The organism is Comamonas kerstersii (genome assembly GCF_002056725.1).
Classification (GTDB): Bacteria; Pseudomonadota; Gammaproteobacteria; order Burkholderiales; family Burkholderiaceae_C; genus Comamonas; species Comamonas kerstersii.
Map to the genome: position 1 here is coordinate 682,242 of NZ_CP020121.1, position 25,016 is coordinate 707,257.

Annotated in this window: 19 protein-coding genes and 2 pseudogenes; 5 read left to right on the forward strand and 16 right to left on the reverse strand. The window is 53.0% G+C overall.

The window, feature by feature from the left end:
- Nucleotides 1-3 precede the first annotated feature (3 nt).
- The 10 genes from B5M06_RS03210 to argB all read right to left on the reverse strand — a co-directional run bounded on the left by B5M06_RS03210 (nt 4) and on the right by argB (nt 11,525).
- Nucleotides 4-1,200 carry an acetyl-CoA C-acyltransferase gene (locus tag B5M06_RS03210; RefSeq protein WP_054066149.1) on the reverse strand — a complete coding sequence of 399 codons (1,197 nt, stop codon included), beginning with the start codon at nt 1,198-1,200 and terminating at the stop codon, nt 4-6.
- A gap of 15 nt (nt 1,201-1,215) precedes the next feature.
- Nucleotides 1,216-1,641, reverse strand: a complete 426-nt coding sequence (locus B5M06_RS03215; RefSeq protein WP_077345552.1) for an endonuclease domain-containing protein — start codon at nt 1,639-1,641, stop codon at nt 1,216-1,218.
- A 23-nt stretch (nt 1,642-1,664) separates the two neighbouring features.
- Complete coding sequence (locus B5M06_RS03220) at nt 1,665-4,067, reverse strand: 3-hydroxyacyl-CoA dehydrogenase/enoyl-CoA hydratase family protein (RefSeq protein ID WP_054066147.1); 2,403 nt, start codon at nt 4,065-4,067, stop codon at nt 1,665-1,667.
- 87 nt (nt 4,068-4,154) lie between these two features.
- Nucleotides 4,155-4,589: a DUF2147 domain-containing protein gene (locus tag B5M06_RS03225; protein WP_054066180.1), complete on the reverse strand. Its 435-nt coding sequence runs from the start codon at nt 4,587-4,589 to the stop codon at nt 4,155-4,157.
- Nucleotides 4,590-4,646: 57 nt separating this feature from the next.
- Nucleotides 4,647-6,443: an acyl-CoA dehydrogenase C-terminal domain-containing protein gene (locus B5M06_RS03230; RefSeq protein ID WP_054066146.1), complete on the reverse strand. Its 1,797-nt coding sequence runs from the start codon at nt 6,441-6,443 to the stop codon at nt 4,647-4,649.
- Nucleotides 6,444-6,485: 42 nt separating this feature from the next.
- Nucleotides 6,486-7,181 carry a TetR/AcrR family transcriptional regulator gene (locus B5M06_RS03235; RefSeq protein WP_077345550.1) on the reverse strand — a complete coding sequence of 232 codons (696 nt, stop codon included), beginning with the start codon at nt 7,179-7,181 and terminating at the stop codon, nt 6,486-6,488.
- A gap of 209 nt (nt 7,182-7,390) precedes the next feature.
- Nucleotides 7,391-8,080, reverse strand: coding sequence for a nucleoid occlusion factor SlmA (gene slmA, locus B5M06_RS03240; protein WP_054066145.1), 690 nt, complete (start codon nt 8,078-8,080; stop codon nt 7,391-7,393).
- A gap of 90 nt (nt 8,081-8,170) precedes the next feature.
- On the reverse strand, nt 8,171-9,247 hold the full coding sequence (locus tag B5M06_RS03245) for a sensor histidine kinase (protein ID WP_054066144.1): 1,077 nt from the start codon (nt 9,245-9,247) through the stop codon (nt 8,171-8,173).
- Between the two features lie 116 nt (nt 9,248-9,363).
- Nucleotides 9,364-10,089 (reverse strand): response regulator transcription factor, encoded by a 726-nt coding sequence (locus B5M06_RS03250; RefSeq protein WP_054066143.1) that lies wholly within the window; start codon nt 10,087-10,089, stop codon nt 9,364-9,366.
- A gap of 545 nt (nt 10,090-10,634) precedes the next feature.
- The gene (gene argB, locus B5M06_RS03260) at nt 10,635-11,525 is read right to left on the reverse strand and encodes an acetylglutamate kinase (protein ID WP_054065842.1); all 891 of its coding nucleotides are present in this window, start codon (nt 11,523-11,525) and stop codon (nt 10,635-10,637) included.
- Between the two features lie 217 nt (nt 11,526-11,742).
- Here argB and B5M06_RS03265 point away from each other — a divergent pair, with 217 nt between their 5' ends.
- From B5M06_RS03265 to B5M06_RS03275, 3 genes are read left to right on the forward strand one after another with little or no spacing between them, the layout of a single operon-like run.
- Nucleotides 11,743-12,729, forward strand: a complete 987-nt coding sequence (locus tag B5M06_RS03265; protein WP_240183987.1) for an MraY family glycosyltransferase — start codon at nt 11,743-11,745, stop codon at nt 12,727-12,729.
- On the forward strand, nt 12,726-13,604 hold the full coding sequence (locus tag B5M06_RS03270) for a glycosyltransferase (RefSeq protein ID WP_054065840.1): 879 nt from the start codon (nt 12,726-12,728) through the stop codon (nt 13,602-13,604). The genes B5M06_RS03265 and B5M06_RS03270 overlap by 4 nt, the downstream gene beginning before the upstream one ends.
- Nucleotides 13,605-14,429 (forward strand): glycosyltransferase, encoded by an 825-nt coding sequence (locus B5M06_RS03275; RefSeq protein ID WP_080025155.1) that lies wholly within the window; start codon nt 13,605-13,607, stop codon nt 14,427-14,429.
- Nucleotides 14,430-14,581: 152 nt separating this feature from the next.
- On the opposite strand, the pseudogene B5M06_RS03280 reads toward B5M06_RS03275, so the two are convergent.
- Nucleotides 14,582-14,914: pseudogene (locus B5M06_RS03280) on the reverse strand (transposase); the annotation flags it as partial.
- 72 nt (nt 14,915-14,986) lie between these two features.
- Here B5M06_RS03280 and B5M06_RS03285 point away from each other — a divergent pair.
- Nucleotides 14,987-16,301: pseudogene (locus B5M06_RS03285) on the forward strand (integrase core domain-containing protein).
- 89 nt (nt 16,302-16,390) lie between these two features.
- Here the strand turns inward: B5M06_RS03285 and B5M06_RS16950 are convergent.
- From B5M06_RS16950 to glyQ, 5 genes are all read right to left on the reverse strand, one after another.
- Complete coding sequence (locus tag B5M06_RS16950; RefSeq protein ID WP_162777389.1) at nt 16,391-17,521, reverse strand: hypothetical protein; 1,131 nt, start codon at nt 17,519-17,521, stop codon at nt 16,391-16,393.
- Nucleotides 17,522-17,668: 147 nt separating this feature from the next.
- On the reverse strand, nt 17,669-18,613 hold the full coding sequence (locus B5M06_RS03290; protein WP_080025157.1) for a glycosyltransferase family 2 protein: 945 nt from the start codon (nt 18,611-18,613) through the stop codon (nt 17,669-17,671).
- A gap of 10 nt (nt 18,614-18,623) precedes the next feature.
- On the reverse strand, nt 18,624-19,862 hold the full coding sequence (locus B5M06_RS16805) for an oligosaccharide flippase family protein (RefSeq protein WP_114070903.1): 1,239 nt from the start codon (nt 19,860-19,862) through the stop codon (nt 18,624-18,626).
- 97 nt (nt 19,863-19,959) lie between these two features.
- On the reverse strand, nt 19,960-22,074 hold the full coding sequence (gene glyS / locus B5M06_RS03300) for a glycine--tRNA ligase subunit beta (RefSeq protein WP_054065957.1): 2,115 nt from the start codon (nt 22,072-22,074) through the stop codon (nt 19,960-19,962).
- Between the two features lie 473 nt (nt 22,075-22,547).
- Nucleotides 22,548-23,486: a glycine--tRNA ligase subunit alpha gene (glyQ, locus tag B5M06_RS03305; RefSeq protein WP_054065215.1), complete on the reverse strand. Its 939-nt coding sequence runs from the start codon at nt 23,484-23,486 to the stop codon at nt 22,548-22,550.
- A 347-nt stretch (nt 23,487-23,833) separates the two neighbouring features.
- On the opposite strand from glyQ, the gene B5M06_RS03310 reads away from it, so the two are divergent.
- A complete protein-coding gene (locus B5M06_RS03310; RefSeq protein WP_054065216.1) occupies nt 23,834-24,943 on the forward strand; it encodes an SPFH and helix-turn-helix domain-containing protein in 1,110 nt (369 codons plus the stop codon).
- Nucleotides 24,944-25,016 lie beyond the last annotated feature (73 nt).

Here is a 25,016-nt window from a genome sequence, read left to right on the forward strand (position 1 = left end):
GGCTTAGACGCGCTCGAAGATGCCCGCCGCGCCCTGGCCGGTGCCCACGCACATGGTGACCATGCCGTACTTCAGGTTGTGGCGGCGCAAGGCGTGCACCACGGTCGCTGCGCGGATGGCGCCAGTCGCCCCCAGGGGGTGACCCAGCGCAATTGCGCCGCCCATGGGATTGACCTTGGCGGGGTCCAGACCCAGCGTGCTCATCACGGCCAGAGACTGGGCAGCAAAGGCTTCGTTCAGCTCGTACCAGTCAATGTCCTGCTGGTTGATGCCTGCATAGCGCAGCGCAGCAGGAATGGCTTCGATGGGGCCAATGCCCATGATTTCGGGTGGCACGCCACGTGCGGCAAAGCTCACAAAGCGGGCCAGTGGCGTCAGACCAAACTGCTTGACGGCTTTTTCGCTGGCCAGAATCAGCGCGCCTGCGCCGTCGCTGGTCTGCGAGGAGTTACCGGCCGTGACCGAGCCACGCGCTGCAAACACGGGTTTGAGCTTGCCCAGCGCTTCCAGCGTGGTGTCTGGGCGAGGGCCTTCATCCAGGTTCACGGTGCGGCTCCTGGTGATGACTTCGCCAGTCGCCAGATTGGGCGTGCGCTCGATGACTTCGATGGGCGTGATTTCGTCCGTGAACTCACCGGCCTGCTGCGCCTTGATGGCACGCAGGTGCGACTCCAGCGCAAAGGCATCCTGCTGCTCGCGGCTCACCTTCCACTGCTGGGCCACCTTCTCGGCCGTCAGGCCCATGCCGTAGGCAATGCCGACGTTCTCATCCTGGGCAAACACCTCGGGGTTGAACGAAGGCTTGTTGCCACCCATGGGCACCATGCTCATGGACTCCGCACCACCGGCGATCAGCACATCGGCCTCACCCACACGGATGCGATCTGCAGCCATCTGGATGGCCGAGATACCGGATGCGCAGAAACGGTTGACGGTAATACCGCCCACAGGGTGCTGGAACACCATGCCCATGACCATGCGCGCCATGTTCATGCCCTGCTCGCCTTCGGGGAAGGAGCAGCCAATGATGGCATCTTCAATCGCCTTGGGGTCCAGCGCAGGCACCTGCTGCAGCGCAGCGCGGACGGAGGCGGCCAGCAGATCATCCGGACGGGTGTTCTTGAAGTAACCGCGCCCCGAACGACCGATGGGGGTACGTGTAGCGGCAACGATGTACGCGTCTTGTACTTGTTTACTCATGATGATGTGTCCTTGTTATTCCTCCCTCTCCCACTTGTGGGAGAGGGTTGGGGTGAGGGCTTGCAGCACACGCGCAAGCACATCGCTGGTTTGTTGCAGTACCTCGTGGTTCCAGAAACGCAGGACGACAAAGCCCTGCGCCTGCAGCCACGCTGTACGAATCTGGTCATGGCGCATCTGTTCAGTTTCGTTGTGCTGGCCACCATCGAGCTCTATCACGAGGTTGCGCTCAAGGCATACAAAATCCAGCACATAAATCCCAAACGGGTACTGACGGCGAAACTTGCAACCACCTAATTGCCTTGCGCGCAAGTGACGCCAAAGCAATTGCTCCGCATCTGTGGAGGAATGTCTCAGTGTTCGAGCCAGCACCCTCACCCCTGCCCTCTCCCGCAAGCGGGAGAGGGAGTCTTTGGACTGTTTCAGGGGTAGATCGGCCATAACCTGCAATCTGAATTACTTCATCAATTACGCACAGGCTTGCCCGTATTGAGCATGCCCAGAATCCGCTCGTGGGTCTTGGGCTGACCAATCAGGTGGCAGAAGGCCTTGCGCTCCATGGCCAGCAGGTATTCCTCGGTCACCAGCGAATTGGCCTCCACTTCGCCGCCGCAGACGATCTCCGCAATCATCGAGGCGATCTTGAAGTCATAGGCGCTGATAAAGCCGCCATCGCGCATGTTCACCAGCTGCGCCTTGATGGTGGCGATGCCGCTGCGGCCTGCCACGGGGAAAGGACGCTTGAGCGGTGCACGCCAGCCACCGTCGGCCATGGACTTGACCTCATTGATGGCCACAAACAACACTTCGTCCTTGTGCGGCACGATGATGTCGGAATCGAGCAGATAGCCCAGCTTGCGCGACTCGATGGCCGATGTGCCCACCTTGGCCATGGCGGCTGCGGTGAAGCCTTCGGTCAGGAAGGGCAGCAAGTCCTTGCCCGTGCTGGACTTCGCGTTTTCCGCCGCGCGGCGGGCGATATAGGTCAGGCCACCGGCACCGGGAATCAGCCCCACGCCCACTTCCACCAGACCGATGTAGCTTTCCATGTGGGCCACGCGGCGTGCTGAGTACACGGCCAGCTCGCAGCCGCCGCCCAGCGCCATGCCGTGGATGGCAGACACCACAGGCACCTGGGCATAGCGGATGCGCAGCATCAGGTTCTGCAGCTCCTGCTCAATGCTTTCGATGGCATCTGCGCCACCAATCACAAAGGCTGGCATGGTGGCTTCCAGGTCAGCGCCCACGCTGAAAGGCGCGTCGCCCGACCAGATCACCATGCCCTTGAAGTCCTGCTCGGCCACGTCCACGGCTTCCATCAGGCCTTCCATGACTTCGGGGCTGATGGCGTGCATCTTGTTCTTGATGCTGGCGATCAGCACCTCGCCATCCAGCGTCCAGGTGCGCAGTGCCTTGGATTCAAAAATGGTGGTGCCAGCGGTCTTCCAGTCGGGCAGATTGGTTTCACCCAGCAGGCGCTCGGGGAAGATCTGGCGCTCATACACGGGCAGCACGCGGCGGGGCACAAACTTGCCCTGCGTGGGGCTCCACGAGCCTTCGGCGGTGTGCACGCCACCAGCCTCGGCCACCGGCCCTTCAAACACCCACCTGGGCAGCGGCGCCTTGCACAGCGCCTTGCCAGCGTCGATGTCCTCCTGAATCATCTTGGCCACTTCCAGCCAGCCCGCTTCCTGCCACAGCTCGAAGGGGCCCTGCTTCATGCCAAAGCCCCAGCGCATGGCCTGGTCCAGATCACGTGCTGAATCGGCAATGCTCTCGAGATGCACAGCGGCGTAATGGAAGCCATTGCGCAAAATCGCCCACAGGAACTGACCGGGCGCACCTTCAGCATTGCGCAGCAGCTTCAGGCGTTCCGCCGCAGGTTTTTTAAGCATGCGGGCGTACACGGCATCGGCCTTTTGCCCAGCAGGGATGTAATCCTCGCTGTCCAGCTCGAACTGCAGAATTTCGCGGCCCACCTTCTTGTAAAAACCGGCCTTGGTCTTCTGACCCAGGTGGCCCAGCTCCAGCAGCTTTTGCAGCACAGGCGGCGTGCCAAAGCTGTCGTAGAAGGGATCGGTCTCCAGGCTCAGGTTGTCCTGCAGCGTCTTGATCACATGGGCCATGGTGTCCAGGCCCACCACGTCCGCGGTACGGAAAGTGCCGGACGAGGCGCGGCCCAGCTTCTTGCCCGTCAGGTCGTCCACCACATCGTAGGTCAGGCCGAAGTTTTCCGCCTCCTTGATGGTGGAGAGCATGCCTGCAATGCCGATGCGGTTGGCGATGAAGTTGGGCGTGTCCTTGGCGCGCACCACGCCCTTGCCCAGACCACTGGTCACAAAGGCTTCGAGCTGGTCGAGCACTTCGGGCTCGGTGGTCGGCGTGGCAATCAACTCCACCAGCGGCATGTAGCGTGGGGGGTTGAAGAAGTGAATGCCACAGAAGCGTGGCTTGATGGCTTCTGGTAAAGCTTCGGAGAGCTTGGTAATGCTCAGGCCCGAGGTATTGGATGCCACCAGCGCATGCTTGGCCACATGGGGAGCGATCTTGGTGTAGAGATCCAGCTTCCAGTCCATGCGCTCGGCAATGGCTTCGATGACCAGGTCGCACTGCTTGAGCAGCTTCAGGTGCTCTTCATAGTTGGCAGGCTGAATCAGGTCGGCATCTTCAGCCACGCCAATGGGCGAGGGCTTGAGCTTTTTCAGATTGGCAATCGCCTTCTCGGCAATCGCGCTCTTGGGGCCTTCCTTGGCGGGCAGGTCAAACAGGATGACCGGCACCTTCACGTTCACCAGATGGGCCGCGATCTGCGCCCCCATCACACCGGCACCCAGCACGGCAACTTTTTTCACATTGAATCGGGACATGGGAGTGTTCCATTGAATGCCGAGCCTCGGCGCTGCATGGCACCCCACCAGGATGGTGCACAGCAGGCCGGGTCAGCGAAGTACTTCTTACTGCACGCGCACCCAGGTCTGGGTGCGTCCAAACGGACCGATGGAGCCGCGCACTTCCAGCTTCTGGCCGCCGTCCACAGGCGTCAGGCGCAGGGTGTAGGTCTTGCCGTTTTCAGGGTCGAGGATCTTGCCGTCTTCCCAGACGGTCTTGCCCTCGGCCTGCTTGGCACCTCGGATGATTTCCAGCCCCACGATGGGCTTGCCCTTGCGGTCGTCCGTGCACTGGTCACAGACAGCGCTGGGGTCCGCCCCTTCGCGCAGAATGCGCTCCACCTTGCCGGTCAGCACGCCGCTGCTTTCGGAGATGCGCACTTCCGACTTGGGGGCACCGGTTTTTTCATCCACGCTCTTCCAGAGGCCGACGGGCGACATCTGGGCCATGACGGGCGTACCGATAGCTACAAAAACCAGAGCTGCTAGCGCTTTTTTCATGGGGATCTCCGAATCAAACACCTACACATTGCTGGAAATACAAGCGGCTGCAGCTATTTAAAGCAGAGCAGCATCCGTATCCATCAACACCTTGCTGCCAGCGCGTGCGGTGCGCATCAGCGAAGCTGTCTCAGGGAACAGGCGCGCAAAGTAGAAACGTGCGGTCTGCAACTTAGCCTGGTAGAAGGAGTCGGTATTGCCTTCGGCGATCTTGCGCAGTGCCACCTGGGCCATGCGGGCAAAGAAGTAGCCAAACACCAGGTGACCGGCCACGCGCAGGTAATCCACGGCAGCAGCGCCCACTTCGTCGGGGTTTTGCATGCCCTTGAAGCCAATTTCGGTGGTGAACTTGGTCATCTGCTCGCCCAGCACGGCGATGGGGTTGATGAATTCGGCCATCTTTTCGTTGACGCCTTCTTCCTCCACCAGCTGCGCCACCAGCTTGCCGAACTTCTTGAGCGTTGCGCCCTGGTTACTCAGCACCTTGCGGCCCAGCAGGTCCAGCGCCTGGATGCCGTTCGTGCCTTCGTAAATCATGTTGATGCGGTTGTCGCGCACAAACTGCTCCATGCCCCATTCCTTGATGAAGCCATGGCCGCCAAACACCTGCTGCGCAGCGGTGGTGGAAATCCAGCCGTTGTCGGTCAGGAAGGCCTTGACGATGGGGGTCAGCAGCGCCACCAGCTCGGCGCTGTCCTTGCGCACCTTTTCGTCGGGGTGGTTCAGTTCCTTGTCGATCAGCAGCCCGCAGAAGGTAGACAGCGCACGGCCACCTTCGGCATAGGCCTTGGCTGTGAGCAGCATGCGGCGCACATCGGGGTGAACGATGATGGGGTCCGCAGGCTTGTCCTTGGCCTTGGTGCCGGACAGGCTGCGCATCTGCAGACGGTCCTTGGCATAGGCCAGCGCGTTCTGGTAGGCCACTTCGGTCAGGCCCAGCGACTGGTTGCCCACGCCCAGACGGGCTGCGTTCATCATCACAAACATGGCCTGCAGGCCCTTGTTGGGCTGGCCCACCATTTCGCCCACAGCGCTGTCCATCACGATCTGGGCGGTAGCGTTGGCCTTGATGCCCATCTTGTGTTCCAGACCGCCGCAGTAGATGGCGTTGCGCTCACCCAGCGAGCCATCGGCGTTCACCTTGTACTTGGGCACGACGAACAGGCTGATGCCCTTGGAGCCTGCAGGTGCGTCAGGCAGACGCGCCAGCACCAGGTGCACGATGTTGGAGGTGAAGTCATGCTCACCCGCAGAGATAAAGATCTTGTTGCCGGTGATCTTGTAGGTGCCATCGGCCTGTGGTTCTGCCTTGGTGCGCAGCAGGCCCAGGTCGGTGCCGCAGTGGGGCTCTGTCAGGCACATGGTGCCCGTCCACTCACCGCTGGTCAGCTTGGGCAGGTACTTGGCCTTCAGTTCATCAGAGCCGTGTGCGTGCAGGGCTTCATACGCGCCGTGCGACAGGCCGGGGTACATGGTCCAGGCCTGGTTGGCGCTGTTGAGCATTTCGTACAGGGCCGAGTTCACCACAAAAGGCAGGCCCTGGCCGCCGTAGGCAGGGTCGCAGGACAGTGCAGGCCAGCCTCCTTCCACAAATTGCTGATAGGCCTCCTTGAAGCCCTTGGGCGTTGTCACCTCGTGGGTGGTGGCGTCCAGCTTGCAGCCTTCTTCGTCACCGCTGATGTTCAGCGGGAACACCACATTGGCCGCGAACTTGCCTGCTTCTTCGAGCACGGCGTTGATGGTGTCAGCATCCACCTCCGCGTGCTTGGGCATGGCCTTGTATTCTTGTTCAACGCCAAACACTTCGTGCAGCAGGAACTGCATGTCGCGCAGCGGTGGGTTATAGCTAGGCATGGTTGGTCTCCTAATGAATCAGCAATAACAACAGAAAGCGGCTTACGCCTGGGTGGGGGATGCGCCGTAGCGCAGCAAAATGTTTTCAAAGCCCGTCAATGCGCGCTGCAAGGCACCGGGGCTGCGCAGAAAGCGCGCCTCGTAGTGCAGCACCAGAATCAGGCCGTGAATTTCCGAAAGAATCTGGTTCTCGTCTGCATCGGGCTGCAGGTGGCCCAGCTCCTTGCACAGACCAATGGCGCGGCGCAGCGCCACATGCCAAGTACCCACGGAGTTGACCAGCGCCTCACGCACGGGGCCGATGTTGTCCTGGAACTCAATGGCACCGCTGATGTAGATACAGCCGGAGTCGAGCTCAATGGTGGTGCGCTTCATCCAGTTATCAAACAGCGCACGCAGACGCGGCAGGCCGCGCGGTGCCTGCATGGCGGGCAAAAATACCTCCTGCTCAAAGCGCTGGTGGTATTCGCGGATCACGGAAATCTGCAGCTCTTCGCGCGAGCCAAAATGCGCAAAAACGCCTGACTTGCTCATCTGGGTGGCTTCTGCCAGACTGCCAATCGACAGGCTTTCCAGCCCGTTGTGCATGGCCAGCTGCAAGGCCGTATCAATGATGTAGGCCTTGGTCTGCAGCCCCTTGGGGGAAGCACGGTGCCCCGTGGCTACGCTGCGCGTTTTACGCTGCAGCTCGGAAGGAGAAGATGGGACCGTGGGGAAAATATGTGGGATAGAGGACATGCATTCACAAATAAAACGAACGTTCGTTCTTTTTTGAATCGTAAAAACATTGCCCCACTTTGCGCATAGGTGCTAACCCTTGCGTGATGCACTTTCCGCCTGACGCATTCCGGCAATATCCGGCTGCCTGCAGACAATAAAAAAAAGGGTGACCACCGAAGCGGTCACCCTGCATGTTTTTGCTCACCGTGAACGATGCTCTGGCCTGCTCAGATCAGCATCGCCAGGCTGGCGTCCAGATGCTCGGTAGGCTGGCGACGGAAGCCTGTGCGCACAAAGCGCAGCAGACGGCCCTGCACAAAGCTCATCAGCACGCTGGCGGCGACCTGTGCTTCCACCGTAGGCGTGGCCGAGCCCAGTGCACCAGCCGCAGGGCGCAGGCACTGGCGCAGCGTAGATTCGATGCGCTCAAAGAACTGGTTCATGCGCACCTGCAGGCGCTCATGCTCCAGCAGCAGAGCATCGCCCACCAGCACACGCACCATGCCGGGGTTGCGCTCTGCGAACTGCAGCACCAGGGCCACGATGCGTGCGGCGCGGCGTGCGCCGTCTTCGGGGGTGAATTCCAGCACCTCGCCATCACGGCCCATCACTTGCTGCACCAGAGAGAAGACCGACTGCTCGATGAAATCGATCAGGCCTTCAAACATCTGTGCCTTGCTCGCAAAGTGGCGGTACAGCGCAGCTTCACTGACAGAAAGATTTGCCGCCAATGCAGCCGTGGTGATGCGGTCACTGCCGGGCTTTTCCAGCATGGCCGCCAGCGCCTGAAGAATCTGCTCACGACGCTCGCCGGGTTTGGGACGCTTGCGCGTACGAGGAACCTCTTCCAACGTAGCAGTTGCAACAACAGTCTCGGCTGTTTCGGTCAGAGGGTTCAGAACTTCAGATTCGGACATAAGGCAAGCAAATCAACAGGTAAATCGACTCATTCTCTCACAGAGAATCCGCAAGGTAACTGATTGTCAAATCAGCAAAATCATACCGCGTTACTCTTTAAATAAGAGCAGTACACGCAGGCCCCGCCCCGCTAATCCGGCAGAAAAACTCAATTGCGCCGCATGCGCCTGTGCGATTTCCTGCACGATGGCCAGCCCCAGCCCGGAGCCATCCGCCGTAGACCCTGCCACTCTATAAAAACGCTGTGTCAGGCGTGTGTACTCACCCACTGGCACCCCGGGGCCATCGTCTTCCACCTCCACGTAGACCCGCGATTGTCCCCCTTCCGCATGACGACGGCCACAGCGCAAAGTCACTTGACCACCATACTGGGAATACTTGATGGCGTTGTCCAGAATGTTGCCAAGCATTTCACGCAGCAGCCACTCATGGCCAGAGACATGGGCGGCCTCGGCCTCTAGCCCCAGATCAATCTCTTTGGCAATCGCGCTGTCCAGAAATGACTCAAACAAAGCCTCGCACAGGCTTTTGATATCCACGCGCTCCATCGCCGTGCCCTGCTTGAGGCCGCTGTCCACGCGCGACAGCGCCAGCAGCTGGTTCGCCAGCTGTGTGGTGCGGCGCGATGCATGGCGCAGGCGCTCCACCTGCTCACAAGGCAGCACAATGCTTTGCTCGGGCGCAGCCCGGGCCATGAGCGCCCAGGCCTCGACCTGGGACTGCAGCGCCGCCAGCGGTGTACGCAGCTGGTGCGCGGCATCCGCCACAAAGCGCTGCTGTGCATCGGTAGACGCACGCTGACGCTCCAGCAGGCGGTTGAGCGCATGTACCATACTGCGCACCTCAGGGGCATCCGTGGCCTGCAGCTCCACAGGACGCAAATCCAGCGGCGCGCGCTCCTGCGTCAGCTGGGCCAGTGCGGCCCACGGCTGCAGCACTTTGCGCAGCCACAGCCATGTCACGCCCAGACACACCAACAGCATCAGCACCAATACCAGGCCAGGCACTGCCAGCGCAGACCATCCAGCCAGCGGCTCACTCTGCTGCTGGGCCAACTGCTGGGCCAGTCGCCAGCCCAGCCAGACGGCAGCAGCCAGCAAGGCCAGCACTGGCACAGTCAGCCAGCACAGCAGCTGCAACCAGCGCTTGTGCGTGCTCAGGCGCATGGGCTGAACCTCAAAAACAATAGCTGCCAGCGCTTGTCAAATTTCGTATTCAGCATGAAAAGTATTTGAAAAGCTTGATTGATCAGCGTTGGCAGCTACTTTTTTCATACAACGCCTCAGACAGTGGCGACTGCTTCGGCCTGAATCACATCCAGCCGGTAGCCAAAGCCCCGGATGGAGCGCAAGGCCACGCCATACGGCTCCAGCTTGGCGCGCAGGCGCGAGACGTAGACCTCCACGGCATTGGGCGTGATTTCCTTGTCCCAGCCCGTGAGCGCCTGCAGCAGCTTGTCCTTGCTGGCAGGCTTGGGGGCATGGATCATCAGATACTCCAGCACCGTCCACTCACGTGGGCCCAGGTCAATGGTCTGGAACTCACCCACGCCCTCCTGCCCGCCCAGCCACGCGCCGGCGCTGCGTGCTGCCGTATCCAGCGTCAAGGGGCCAAAGTGCAGCACCGCGCTGTTGGCAGCCTGAGAGCGACGCAGCAGCGCACGCAAGCGCGCCAGCAGCTCAGGCAATTCATAGGGCTTGACCATGTAGTCGTCCGCGCCCAGATCCAGCCCCCGCACACGGTCATGCAGCGCATCGCGCGCTGTCAGGATCAGCACCGGCATGCTGGCACAGGCCATGCCCTTGCCGCGGATGCGGTGCAGCAGCTCCAGCCCGTCCATGCCAGACAGGCCAATATCCAGAATGGCAATATCAAACGACTCACTGGACAGCGCCTCCAGCGCACGCTCTGCGCTGCTGACCCAGTCCACCGCATAGCCCGCATCGGTCAGCCCCAGCTTGATGCCGCTGGCCACCATCAAATCATCTTCTACCAACAAAAGGCGCATGACTGTCTCCTCCCCTTTTTTGGATGTGCATGCTTTGTTTGCGCTGGTACAGATCTACCGTAGCTGGCGGTGCAATCCCCCAGCAGGTTTTTTGTCGTTATTGATCTGCAGTGAAATCCAGCACCCGATTTTGCATGCTTTGGCCGATAAGAAAGAGAAAAAGCTGGACCCAGACCACCCTCTGGCCTTTACTCCGTCCCCCTTGGGGGAAGGCAGGGATGGGGGCCGGGCACTGCCCTGAATATGAGCAGGTGAAGCAGCAAAGCCAGGTTGGCCCCCACCCTCACCCTCCCCCAGCGGGGGAGGGAAAGAATCACCCTCACCCCTGCCCTCTCCCACAAGTGGGAGAGGGAGTACACACAGGCGATGGTCAGGCAGGTAGTGGGGATGCATTGGGTTGCCCCACACCCTCCCCCAGCGGGGGAGGGAAAGAATCACCCTCACCCCTGCCCTCTCCTACAAGTGGGAGAGGGAGTGCATGCACCAAAGAAAAAATACCCTCTCCCGTTTACGGGAGAGGGTCAGGGTGAGGGTAAATCGCTCGCTCAGTGGCTGCGGATCATGGTGCCGTAAGCCTGGTCGGTCAGAATCTCCAGCAGCATGGAGTGCGGCACGCGGCCATCGATGATATGCACGGCATTCACACCCGCCTTGGCCGCGTCCAGCGCGCCGCTGATCTTGGGCAGCATGCCGCCAGAGATGGTGCCATCCGCAAACAGACCGTCAATTTCACGGGCGGTCAGATCGGTCAGCAGCTCACCAGACTTGTTCAGCACACCGGGTGTATTGGTCAGCAGCACCAGCTTTTCTGCCTGCAGCACGGTTGCCAGCTTGCTGGCCACCACGTCGGCATTGATGTTGTAGCTCTCGTTTTCTTCGCCAAAGCCGATGGGGCTGATCACGGGAATGAAAGCGTCATCCTGTAGTGCTTTCACCACACTGGGGTCAATCGACACAATATCGCCCACCTGGCCCACATCGTGCTCAATGCTGGGGTCCTTGTTGTCCAGCATCTTCAGCTTCTTGGCACGAATCAAACCACCATCACGCCCCGTCAGGCCCACGGCCTTGCCACCTGCCTGATGGATCAGGCCCACGATGTCCTGCTGCACTTCACCAGCCAGCACCCACTCCACCACTTCCATGGTCTCGGCATCCGTCACACGCATGCCCTGGATGAACTCACCCTTCTTGCCCAGTCGGTTCAGTGCAGTCTCAATCTGCGGCCCCCCGCCATGCACCACCACCGGGTTAATCCCCACCAGCTTCAGCAACACCACGTCTTCGGCAAAGTCTGCCTGCAGCGCAGGGTCGGTCATGGCATTGCCGCCATACTTGATCACCATGGTCTTGCCATGGAACTTGCGGATGTAAGGCAGCGCCTGCGCCAGAATTTCTGCTTTGTCGCGGGGGGTGATGTGGGAAAGGGTTGTCATGGTCATCTACCAGCAGTACATGGGACAATAAGGTCAAACAAACTTCGCATTGTGCCCCAGTCCACGCTGGCGGCACACATGGTCACGCTCCCACATGTTTTTCAATCACTTTTCCCCGCTAGAGCTGGCTCGGCTTGATGCCCTCATCGCCGCTATAGCATCTTTGCTCACCTGCCTGTTCCTCGTAGGCACCAAGAAGTGGCATGGTGCCTTCTCCATGGACTCCAGCACCGGCGTGCAAAAGTTCCACACCGCTCCCACCCCGCGCATTGCAGGCATTGCTCTGGTCGTGGGTGTGCTGGCAGGCTATGCCTTCTCCAGCCACAGCCCAGCCGCTGCAGAAAAGCGTCAAATCCTTAGTGCTATTTTGATGGCAGGCATGCCCGCCTTTATCTTTGGCCTGCTGGAAGACATCACCAAAAAAGTCTCGGTCAAAACCCGCCTGCTCGCCACCATGGCCTCGGGCCTGCTGGGCTGGGGCATTACGGGCGTGTCGCTCACCAGCGTAGATATCTGGGGTGTGGACTGGCTGCTGGGCTTTACTGCTGTGTCTGTGCTGTTTACTGCCTTTGCCGTGGGTGGCGTAGCCAATGCCATCAATATCATTGACGGCTTTAATGGCCTGACTGCAGGCGTTGCCCTCATCATGCTCGCAGCCTTTGGCCTGATTGCACGTGAAGTAGGCGATATTCCCCTGGCCTTTACCTGCCTGATTATTGCGGGCGCAGTGCTAGGCTTTTTTCTGGTGAACTGGCCCTTCGGCAAAATTTTTCTGGGCGATGGGGGCGCGTATTTTCTGGGCTTTACGTTGGCCTGGATTGCCATTTTGCTGCCAGCACGCAATGCACAGGTATCGCCTTGGGCCAGTTTGCTGATTTGTTCGTATCCTATTATTGAAGTTGGCTTTAGCTTTGTACGCAAATCACTGCGAGAAGGCTACCACCCCAGCCAACCTGATGGAGTACACCTGCATATGCTGGCCAACAAACGCTGGGCTCGCAAGATTTATGGTGAATTTTCACAAACACTGCAAAACGGCCTGACTTCGCCCTTTTTATGGCTGTATGCAGCCCTTCCTTGTGCTGCAGCGGTTTTTAGCTATCAGTACACATGGCTGTGTGCTGTGCTGCTGGTTGCTAGCATTTTGGTGTATCTGGCTATGTATAGTAAGTTGGCTTTTTTTAGCTGGGTGCCAAAGAAATGAAAACCAAACAATTACCCAAAGTAGCCGTTTTGCTTGCTGCCTATAACGGCGAAAAATATATTCAAGAACAAATTGAGTCTATCGTCAACCAAGTTGATGTAGATATTTATATATACATCAGCATCGACGCATCAACAGATAGAACCTTAGAAATTTGCCAGCAACTTCAAAAAATATATAATAATATTTTTATTATTAATGAAGGCAAAGAACGCTTTGGTTCTGCTGGAAAGAATTTTTACTATCTTATTAAAAATGTAGATTTTGAAGAATTTGATTTTATTGCCTTATCTGACCAAGATGATATATGGAAGCCATCAAAAATCATTCGAGGCATTCAGATTCTTGAGAAAGAGCAGGCGTCGGGTTACTCTAGTGATGTTGAGTGCTTTTGGGATGATGAAAACAGAAAAAACAAAATCATTAAAAAATCTTATCCACAAAAAAAATATGATTACTATTTTGAACCAGCAGGCCCCGGGTGCACCTACATATTGACAAAAATTTTTGCAACTATCCTGCAGAGAGAACTATACAACTTAACCCCTGCCCCATTTCATCACGATTGGTACATATATGCTTTTGCAAGAAAAAACAATTTCAAATGGCATATAGACAATCAGCCGAACATCTACTATAGACAACATTCAAGCAACCAAGTAGGAGCTAATATCGGCTTCAAACAAGCCATAAATAGAATAAAAATTCTAAAAAATAAACAATATCAAAAAGATGTTATAGACATAATTAAATCTATTGAAAAAAAACACTCAAAAGAAATAATCAGCAAAGTAAAATCAAATCCTTTTCACTTTAGAAGAAACCCGAAAGAAGCAATTTTACTTTGGATTTTTCATACAGTAGGCTGGATATAAATGGAAAATACTGAATTAACTTTCATTTGCGCCTCTCTTGATGAGGACAAAACAATAGAAAAATTTTTAAAAGATTTAAATAAAAAAACAGAAAATCAATCATTATTCAAAATAAGTCTTATATTTATTGATCAAAATCATAAAGAAAGAAGCAAGTTTTGCAAAAAACTTTACCCCAATATTAAATATATCCACTCTAGTAAGTTGGGCCTTGCTTACAATAGAAATATTGGGTTAAAAAATTTAAAAACTGATCTCTATACGTTCATAGATTCTGATTGTAAATTAGATGAAAACTACTTCGAATCTTTATTTAAAGTCTTAATAAAGACTAAAGAAAAAAATAAAATTTTAATTTATGGAAAAATAGTAGACTCTGAAACAGGAAATGATTTATTCAAAAAATGGCCCAAAAAAGAAAGATTTTTAAAAGAACATGAAAAATTGCTTTTTTCAACATCAGTCAATATAGTTTATAAAAATACAAAAGTTTTTTTCGATGAGAATTTCGGACTAGGCTCCATTTATCCATCGTGTGAAGATTTAGATTACGCATTAAGAACACCAGGATATATTTATTATTCTAATGAAATTGTAATCACTCATCCGCATCAAAATTTTAATGAAAATGATGAGAAGAAAATATTTAATTATGCCAAAGGATTTGGAGCTTTGTGTAAAAAACAAGGAAATTTCATTGGTTTTATTTTATTAATAGCATCTATATTTCACGCCTTATTTAAATTATTTAAAAAAACTGATATTTCAAAAGTAAAAGCATCAATCAAAGGAAAAATAACTGGGTTTATAGAATATAAAAAATGATTTATTACATAATACCATACTTAGGGATGCTCTGCATAACTGACTTTTTGGGATGTTATGAGTCTCGCTACTGGCGATCCAGGCACAATTTAGACAGCACATCCATCTTTAATGCCCGCCTTTGGCGGGCATGGGCCATTTTGGCCCTGGCTTTACGCCATATTTTTCCCTGCTTTCAGCAAGCGCCCACGAGCCATCCACAAGTTGGCTAAAGCGAACAAGGTGTGTAGCTGCTGGGTGTTCTTTTGTAAGCCTCGATAGCGAACCTTGCGGTGACCGAATTGGCATTTGATTACCCTGAAGGCATGTTCAACCTTGGCCCTGATCTTGGATTTCACTTGCTCCAGTCGCTCTGTCAGAGCGTCTATGGGATGGTTCAAATCCAGCTCCTTGCGCTTGTGGCGTTTCATGGCGACATGCCAGCGCAGTTGGCGCTCCTGTGTAGGCTGCGGCATATCTGGACGTTTGTCTGCCCCTTGCATTCCCCCGCTGAGTCAGAATAGTTGCCGCCTCGATAGAAATCGAATGAACAGGGGCGAAGACAGTAGAGGAAACAAGTGGCTCGATACGGACAAGCCTTCAAAGATAGCGTGGTGGCGAAGTTGCTACCACCGCAAAGCGCCAGTTTGCAGCAGGTCTCGCTGCAAACTGGGGTGAGTGAATCCACGTTGGAGCGTTGGCTCAGTGATGCCTTGGCCAAGCCCGCGCAAGTGACGCAATGGACACCAGCAGCCCGCTTTAATGCGCTGCTGACCACGGCTGCCATGGATGAGCACAGCAAAAACGAATGGTGTCGCAGCCATGGGGTTTATCCGCAGGAGCTGGAGCAGTGGCGGCTCAGTGCAGAGCAAGGCTTAGGCGCTCAGGCATCTGATAGCAGTGCCAGCACACGCAAGCAAGATCGCAAACGCATACAGGTGCTGGAGCGTGAATTGCGGCGTAAGGAAAAGGCCTTGGCAGAGACGGCAGCGCTGCTGGTGCTATCAAAAAAACTCGAGGCGATGATGCGAGAGGACGGGGAAGAATGATTCCCTTGGATCCCCGCCAGAAACTGGTCCGGGACATTGATCAGGCACACCGTGAGGGTGCCAGGTTGCGAGCTGCATGTGAAGTCGCAGGCATTGATGTGCGCACTTTGCAGCGTTGGCGCAGCAACGCTGCTGGCAGCTGTATTGGTGCCGATAGACGCCCAGATGCGGTACGGCCAGTGCCTGCACATGCATTGACGCAGACCGAACGCCAGGAGATCTTGCGTGTGGTCAATGAGCCTAGATTTGCAGACATGCCGCCAGCTCGGATCTGTACAGCCGCCGAATCGTAGGCTGGGAAGTGCATGACAGTGACAGCTCAGAGCATGCTATCCAACTGCTGCGGCGCACCGCCTTGGCTCAGGGCATCGCAGCGTTGCCGCAGCAGCCGGTATTGCACGGTGACAACGGCAGCACACTCAAAGCGACCACGGTACTGGCCATGCTGCAGTGGCTGGGCATCAAACCCTCGTACTCAAGACCTCGCGTGAGTGATGACAACGCCTTTGTGGAGTCGCTGTTTAAAACAGCCAAGTACCGCCCAGAGTTCCCAGTCCAAGGAATGCAATCACTGGCACACGCCAGGCAATGGGCGGCTGAGTTTGCACACTGGTACAACCATGTACACCGCCACAGCGGCATCCAGTATGTGACCCCGCATCAGCGCCATACCGGTCAGGACATCGAGATCCTGCGCAAACGCAGACAAGTTTATGAACAGGCCAGGCAGACGATGCCTGCCCGCTGGAGCCGCCATACCCGCAATTGGCATCACATTAACCATGTGGCTTTGAACCCAGAAAGGATCAGCGTCACCGATCAAAAAATACCCTTCGCTGCATAAATGAGGCGACAACTATCTTGACATGCTCCGGCATCCAGCACGCATGTGCAAGCACATGCGTTGGGGAGTTATGCAGAGGTTCCCTAGCACTATTTCGACTCAGATTTTACGCTCCCACGTGAGTAGATATTAATTATACATAACAAAGAAAAAAATAAAATCCCATGATGCCCTTCCAATATCACATCTTGCATCATAAGCAAAAAAGCTATACAAAATAAAGAAAAAGGAAAAAATATTTCTCTAGCAACAAATGCTTTTGCAAATGGTAGAGCAAAAATAATAATAATAGAAACAAATGAAATCCAACCACCAAGCCTTGCAGCATCTATTAATATATTATGAAACCATTTAGTATTTTCTATATTATCATCAACACTAAACCCACCTAATGGATTATTAAGCATTTCAAAAAATCCATGTCTATAATGCATCCATCGCTTGCTTTCCAAGCCATTTGAAAATCTATTACTGAGCAAATCAAAAGCAGATGCTAATAAATCTTTACTTACATATAAAAAAATAAAAGCGATTAAAACAACAAAAAAAACCAAAAATATTTTTTTTATTGTGAATTTACAAAAAACTATAAAAAATAAGTATATAAACAAGCATAGAAAATATGTTCTCCCACCCAAAAACGCCCCACAAAAAACAGCTAAAAGAAGTACTAATAACGATAAAAACTTATACAGAACACCAGACTTAACTTCAAATAAAAAGTATATTATCAAAATTGAAATAGGGACTAAACTCATCGAGAACATTGGAGAATTTACGATGACATCACTAAAAGGCAAATAAACCGCACCATACCCATGCACCACCCCCTGCGATATGCTATAAAAAACAGAACTCACGGAACTTAGAAAAAAACCAACTGATAGAGCAATGATACCAATTGTTTGTCTACGACAGCTTAGCAAAGAAAATATATAGCCCAACAAAAATAGATTAAAAAAATGAATCAAAACAAAAGTCAAAGGCTGATCATTTGACACATTAACATTGCCATGCATCATCCCAATAAAAAAAGGAAACACAAATCCAAAAAAACCAAAAAACCAAATAAAAAACATGAATTTTTTTATTTTTATTTTTTTTCCGACAAGAATTATATAAAAGAAAATTAATAGTGCCCCCAACAAATAAGCCCTAAGAAAATTCAAACCCGCCAAAAATAAGACGAATACAAAAAAGTTAGAAACAACATTTCCCATATATTGATATATCTCACATATATATTTATAAAACCTCTAATAAGCAGGGGGAACATCATTCGCCACTGTTCATTCGATTTCTATCGAGGCGGCAACTATTCTGACTCAGGGGGGCTGTGCAGAAACCGCTGGGTCAATACAGGCCGACTACACCAATTTAATATTTGAAAAAGAAATAAAGAAAATAAAAAGCTTTACCAAGTTTTTCCAGTATATTTTTATGCTCAGCATCTCAATAGTCTTACAAAAATATCCATAATTATTTTTACTATACACAAATATACTTCTCTCTAGTGACTTCTTATCATAATTCAAAGAATCAACTAAAACTTCTGATGTTCTTTTTGCTATATCACTCCTATCTTCAGATAAAATTTTTAATGACTTTATTGCTATTTCCAACTGCTCAATATTATATCTAATTTTATCAATATTCCTACTTTGAGTAATTGAAGAATTATTTAAATAGTAAATATATTTACTTTCATTAACAGATGAAATCCTATTAGCACTCAACAATGCCGCAAAAAAGAAAACTACATCTTCTGCATATATAAATCTTTTTTCAATAAATTTCAAGATATTATATGCATTCTCAACCAATGCTTTTTTATAAAATTTACCAGGATTACCTTTCGGTATGTGTTTTAAATTTAAGACACAATTCTCGAAAATTTTATCCCTTTCTGATTCTTTCGGAACTTGCATTTCTGTTCTATATATCTTATTCGGTCTAATATCGAGCTTACAAAATATAATGTCAGCATTTTTCTGAATCGACTCATTTAACATCAACTCCAAAAAATCGGAGGTTATTTCATCATCAGGATCAAGAAAAAAAATATAATCGCCCAATGATGCCTCGTAGCCTGCTTTTCTAGCATGGAATGTACCAACATTGGTCTTTAAATCAATAACTTTTACTCTACTATCTCGACACTCAAATTCTCTCAGCTTATTTAAAGTTCCATCTGTAGATGAATCATTAACAAAGATCATTTCAAAATCTTGATATGTTTGAGCAATACAAGATGCAAAGCAACGCTCTATATATCTTTCAACATTAAAGCATGGAAGTATTACTGATATCATTTATTCCCTTTTAAAAGTCAAGCACTTTTTTAATCTTTATCAAGAAATAATGAAAGGCCAATATAAAAGAATATGCCCCAAAATAAGAAAATATCAATCCATTCGCAAAGTAATTTTTAAACAAAATAAAATAAAATAAAATAAAAACAATCACCATAATCACCCATTTAAGAAAAAAAATATTTCCTTTCTTGTATTTCAAATACAGCATAGAAATAGATTCATCTATAAAAACCAAAAAAATCAAACAAACAAATAGGTATATGTAACTAATAGAGTTTGCATACTCCCTTCCAAAAACAATATTTATAAAATCACTCATAAAAAAATAACAGAATAAGCATATCAATATATACAACAGAAATTGAAATTTAATTATTTTTGATACACCCAATTCAACTTCATTCAAATTCTTCTTTGAATACACCAAAGCAGGACCTAAAACCGTTAATACGAGCACCCCTACAAACGAAAAATTCTCATAAATTTGAGATGCAACAACATACATAGAATACTCTGCTTCAGAAATGACATTTTTAATAAGGATCTTATCCATTTTTTTAAAAAAAATCATTGCAACAACACCAACAAAAAAAGGAAATGATTGAAATAAAAAAATTTTAATTAAATGAGAATTTTTATCGCTAATGAATAGATTTATATTGAAGTTAGATTTCAAAATGAATAGATAAAATATAACAACAACAGGCACCAGCATATCAAAAGCATATATAAAAATATATACAGATATACTATATACTTCAAAATAATATAATGCTGATATCGACAACAACTTCAAAGCATTAAATAATAAAAAAACGTAAGCACAAACTCTATTTAGAGATTCAGACTGAAACCAGACAATTGAAATACAAAGAGCCTCTTTTAAACATATGACCACACAGAAAATTAACCCTACAGTCCATCCATTATTAAAAAAATAAAATACAAAAAATAAAATTGCCGCAAAGAATCCGGCCGTAATCCTTATGAGAAATGCAGCATTAAGTATATAACACTCTTCCTCACTCTTCTTATTTTCAACCAACCTCGGCAACAATACTTCAGCACCACAAAAAAAAGAAATCGCTGAAAATATTGCAACAAGCGATAATAAGTACTGAAAATCTCCATAATTTTGACTACCTAAGGCACGCGCAAGAACTCCACTGACAATGATTCCTGAAATTATTGAGAAAAATTTTTCTATATTAAGGATAAAAAAATTTAAAAAAATCTTACTTTTCATAATGAAGTCAAATACAAACCTATGTAAATTAATTTGCACAGGTTTGCACTTCGTTTGCCAGTTCTTTCCTCTTTAAAAATAAAGAACTAGTTAATAATTAAACAGCCAACTTCGCCAAATCCGCCACCCGATTCATCGCAGCATGCAGCGTAGCCAGCAATCCCAAGCGATTGGCCTTCAAAGCCGCATCCTCCGCATTCACCATCACATGCTCAAAGAAGGCATCGACTGGCGCACGCAAAGCAGCCAGGGTTTGCAGGCTGGCGGTGTAGTCGCCTGATTCAAATTGCTGCTGGGCCTTGGGGGCTACGGTTTGCAGAGCGGCATACAGATCTTTTTCTGCCTGCTCTACCAGCAGTGCTTCATTCACATGTGCCTGAATCTCCCCTTCAGCCTTTTTCAGGATATTGCTCACTCGCTTGTTGGCTGCAGCCAGTGCCTGCGCTTCTGGCAGGGCGGCAAAGGCGCGCACGGCTTCCAGGCGTTTGTGTACGTCTGCCAGGCGCTGTGGGCGCAGGGCCAGTACGGCATCCACTTCCTGTGCGCTATAGCCTTGCTCACGCAGGCTGACGGACAGGCGATCAAAGAAAAAGTCTTCCAACTGGGCCGTGGCGTCTGTGATCTTGTCGCCAAAGGCTGGCACAGCGCTTTGGAGCAGGGCGTGCAGTTCCAGTGGCAGGTTTTTTTCCACCAGCATGCGGATCACGCCCAGCGCGTGGCGGCGCAGGGCGAAGGGGTCGCGGTCGCCGGTGGGCAGGTTGCCAATGCCGAACATGCCGACCAGGGTTTCCAGCTTGTCGGCCAGCGCCACGACCACGCCTGCATCGCCACGGGGCAGTTCATCACCGGCGAAGCGGGGCTTGTAGTGGTCTTCAATGGCGTCGGCCACGGCTACATCCAGACCGTCGTTCAGGGCGTAGTAGCGGCCCATGATGCCTTGCAGCTCGGGGAATTCGCCCACCATGTCGGTCACCAGGTCGGTCTTGGCCAGCTTGGCGGCCAGATCAGCCTGTGCCACCAGCTGTGCATCGCCCAGTTGCTGTGCAATGGCCTTGGCAATGGCGCGCACGCGCTCTACGCGTTCGCCCTGGGTGCCCAGCTTGTTGTGATAGACCACCTTGCCCAGACCTTCCACACGGCTTTCCAGCGTCTTTTTGCGGTCCTGGTCAAAGAAGAACTTGGCATCCGCCAGACGGGGGCGCACCACGCGCTCATTGCCGCCGATCACGGCCGATGGGTCTGCGGGGCTGATGTTGCTGACGATGAGGAACTGGTGGGTCAGCTTGCCGTTGGCGTCCAGCAGGGGGAAGTACTTCTGGTTGGCCTTCATGGTCAGAATCAGGCACTCCTGCGGCACAGCCAGGAATTCTTTTTCAAATTCGCAGACCAGCACATTGGGGCGCTCGACCAGGGCGGTGACTTCATCCAGCAGGGCTTCGTCTTCAATGGGGCGCACGCCGCCGCCAATGCGTTCAGCCGCAGCTTGCAGCTGGCGCACGATGTCAGCACGGCGCTCGGCAAAGCTGGCAATCACTGCGCCTTCTTCACGCAGCTGTTCGGCATAGCTGTCTGCGCTCTGGATCACTACGGGCTCTGCCTTGGCTTCAAAGCGGTGGCCATGGGTGGTGTTGCCTGCAGTCAGGCCCAGTGCCTTCACGCCAATCAGCACCTGCGTGCCATGCATGACGACCAGACCGTGGGCGGGGCGCACAAAGTGCACGCTGGTCCAGCCATCCTGCAACTGGTAGCGCATGACCTTGGGGATAGGCAGCTTGGCAATGGCTTCGTCCAGTGCCTTTTGCACGCCATCGGCCAGCTGCGCGCCCTTGACAGTGGATTCGTAGTACAGCGCTTCGGCCTTGCCTTCACCCTGGCGCTTCAGGCCTGCCACGGCAGATTCGTCTGCACCCAGTGCCGCCAGCTTCTTGAGCAGTGCGGGGGTGGGCTTGCCTTCGGCATCCAGACCCACCGAGACAGGCATCAGCTTTTGCGACACGGCCTTGTCTTCGGCCTGAGGCAGCACTTCGGTGATGTGTGCCGCCAGGCGGCGGGGCGAGGCATAGGCCGTCACACGTGATTCGCTGGATGCCAGCAGGCCCTGGGCCTTGAGCTGGTCAAACAGCACGCCCGCAAAGGCATCGCCGAGTTTTTTCAGGGCCTTGGGGGGCAGTTCTTCAACAAACAGTTCAACGAGGAGGTTTTGTGCGTTCATGGTAATTTTTTGATAGCTGCTGGCGCTTGTGTGGTGGGCGTCAGGGGCGAATTTGTTGCATAAATTTTGGTGGGAGAGTCCTCACCCTCACCCCGGACCTCTCCCGCAAGCGGGAGAGGGAGTGAATACGGCAGATGGTAATGGCTGGTACCAGCTACTGGCAGGCTGGCCCCCACCCCTGCCCTCCCCCAGCGGGGGAGGGAGTAGATGTGCGGCACTGTCTTGGTCATAAAGCACTGCATGCGGTGTCTTTATCTAGCTGACCCTGCCCTCTCCCAGCGGGGGAGGGAGTAGATGTGCGGCACTGTCTTGGTCACAAAGCACTGCATGCGGTGTCTTTCTCTAGCTGGCCCTGCCCTCTCCCAGCGGGGGAGGGAGTAGATGTGCGGCACTGTCTTGGTCACAAAGCACTGCATGCGGTGTCTTTCTCTAGCTGGCCCTGCCCTCTCCCAGCGGGGGAGGGAGGTTTCGGATCAAGCGGCCTTCTTGGCTTGCTGCTCGGCGGCCTTGGCCAGTTCGGCCAGCACTTCTTCGGCATGGGCCTTGGGGGCCATGGGGAAGCCCAGGCGTGCGCGGCTGTCCAGATAACTCTTGCCCACGGCGCGGGCCAGGTTGCGGATGCGGCCGATGTAGGCGGCACGCTCGGTCACCGAGATGGCGCCGCGTGCGTCCAGCAGGTTAAAGGTGTGGGCGGCCTTGAGCACTTGCTCATACGCAGGCAGAGCAAGCTGTGCTTCCATCAGCTTGTTGGCGGTCTCTTCGTGCGCAGTAAAGGCGCTGAACAGGAAGTCGGCGTTGGAGTGTTCAAAGTTGTAGGTGGACTGTTCCACTTCGTTCTGGTGGAACACGTCGCCATAGGTCAGGCCATCGGTATAGACCAGGTCGTACACCGATTCCTTGCCCTGCAGGTACATGGCCAGGCGTTCCAGGCCGTAGGTGATCTCACCCGTGGCAGGCTTGCAGTCAATGCCAGCGACTTGCTGGAAGTAGGTGAACTGGGTCACTTCCATGCCGTTGAGCCAGACTTCCCAGCCCAGGCCCCATGCGCCAAGGGTTGGGTTTTCCCAGTCGTCTTCCACAAAGCGGATGTCGTTTTTCTTCAGGTCAAAGCCCAAGGCTTCCAGCGAGCCCAGGTACAGCTCCAGAATGTTGTCAGGCGCGGGCTTGAGCACCACCTGGAACTGGTAGTAATGCTGCAGGCGGTTGGGGTTCTCGCCATAGCGGCCGTCCTTGGGGCGGCGGCTGGGCTGCACATAGGCGGCCTTCCATGGCTCAGGGCCAATGGCACGCAGGAAGGTGGCGGTGTGCGATGTGCCTGCGCCTACTTCCATGTCATAGGGCTGGAGCAATGCACAGCCGTGTTCGGCCCAGTAGGACTGCAGTTTCAGAATGATTTGTTGGAAGCTCAGCATGACGTTAGCGGTGTCTGTGCCGCACAGGCCATTGGCCTACGCAGGCGGTCGTTATGGGTGTTCAGAAAGGCCCGGCAACTTGCAGGCACGGCTGATGCCGCGCACGGGCGCGTAAAGCGAAGATTCTAGGCGTGTTACTGCCAAGTTTCTGTAGCTGTTGGTGTGTCAGTGAAGCCCAGCCAGACTTACCTCTCAAAAAGTGAGCTGTTAGCGCTTTATTTGCTTTGATTTCAATATCTTTTTGGCCTGAAATACTTGAATTGCAAGCGCCAGTCGCTCATCTTTTAGCAATCCGCAGCACCCTACAATGCTTTGCAGCTTTTTGAACCACCCGCGAGGACACTGGCATGAACCTGTTCAACATCATCAAGAACCAGCTGATTGAAGTCATCGAGTGGACGGATGACTCGCGCGACACCCTGTCTTACCGCTGGCCCGATGAGGACAAGGAGATCAAGAACGGCGCACAGCTGATCGTGCGCGAATCGCAGCAGGTGCAGTTTGTGGCCGCAGGCCAGTATGCCGACCTGTTTGGCCCCGGCAAGCACACGCTCAGCACAGAGAACGTGCCGGTGCTCTCCACCATCCTCGGCTGGAAGTACGGTTTTCAGTCGCCCTTCAAGTGCGATGTCTACTACATCAACACGCGCCTGTTTACGGGCAACAAGTGGGGCACATCCAACCCCGTGCTCATGCGCGACAAGGACTTTGGCGTGGTGCGCATCCGCGCTTTTGGTACGTATGACTTCCGCATTGTGGAGCCCGCCAAGTTCCTGAAGGAAGTGGCTGGCACGGACCAGAACTTCCGCATCGACGAGTTTGCCGACACCATGCGCTCGCGCATCGTGAGCGTGTTTACCGAAGCACTGGCCAAGGCGCAGGTGCCCGTGCTGGATGTGGCCACGCGCTATGGCGATTTGGGTAATGCGCTAGTACAGATCATCAACCCGGCGATGGTGGAGAAGTACGGTCTGGAAGTGACCAGCTTTGTGCTGGAGAACGTCTCTGTGCCGCCCGAGGTGGAGCAGGCCATCGACAAGCGCTCCAGCATGAGCGCCATTGGCAATCTGAACGACTATGTGAAGTACCAGATGGGCCAGGCCATGGCCAATGGCGGCGAAGGTGCGGCTGCTGCCACCATTCCCGCCACCATGGCCATGGGCTTTGGCATGGCGCAGGAGATGATGAAGCAGATGCAGCAGCCTGCTGCAGGGCAACCAGCCTTTGGCGCACAGGTGGCACATGATGCGTTTTCTCCCGCTGCCGCGCAGGCGGCACAGGCACCTGCACCGGCTGCTGGCCTGCAGGTCTACACCCCAGAGCAAGCCGCCCAGCTGCTAGGAGTGGATGTGGCCGATGTGCTGGCAGAGCTGGAAGCTGGCAACCTGAAAGGCCGCAAGATTGGCGCCAACTGGCGCATTGCGCAGGCGGCGCTGGATGCGTTTTTGAGGGGGTGAGGTTTCAAACGACCCTCACCCCAGCCCTCTCCCACAAGTGGGAGAGGGAGCAACACCCCATGCGCTGAGCCTT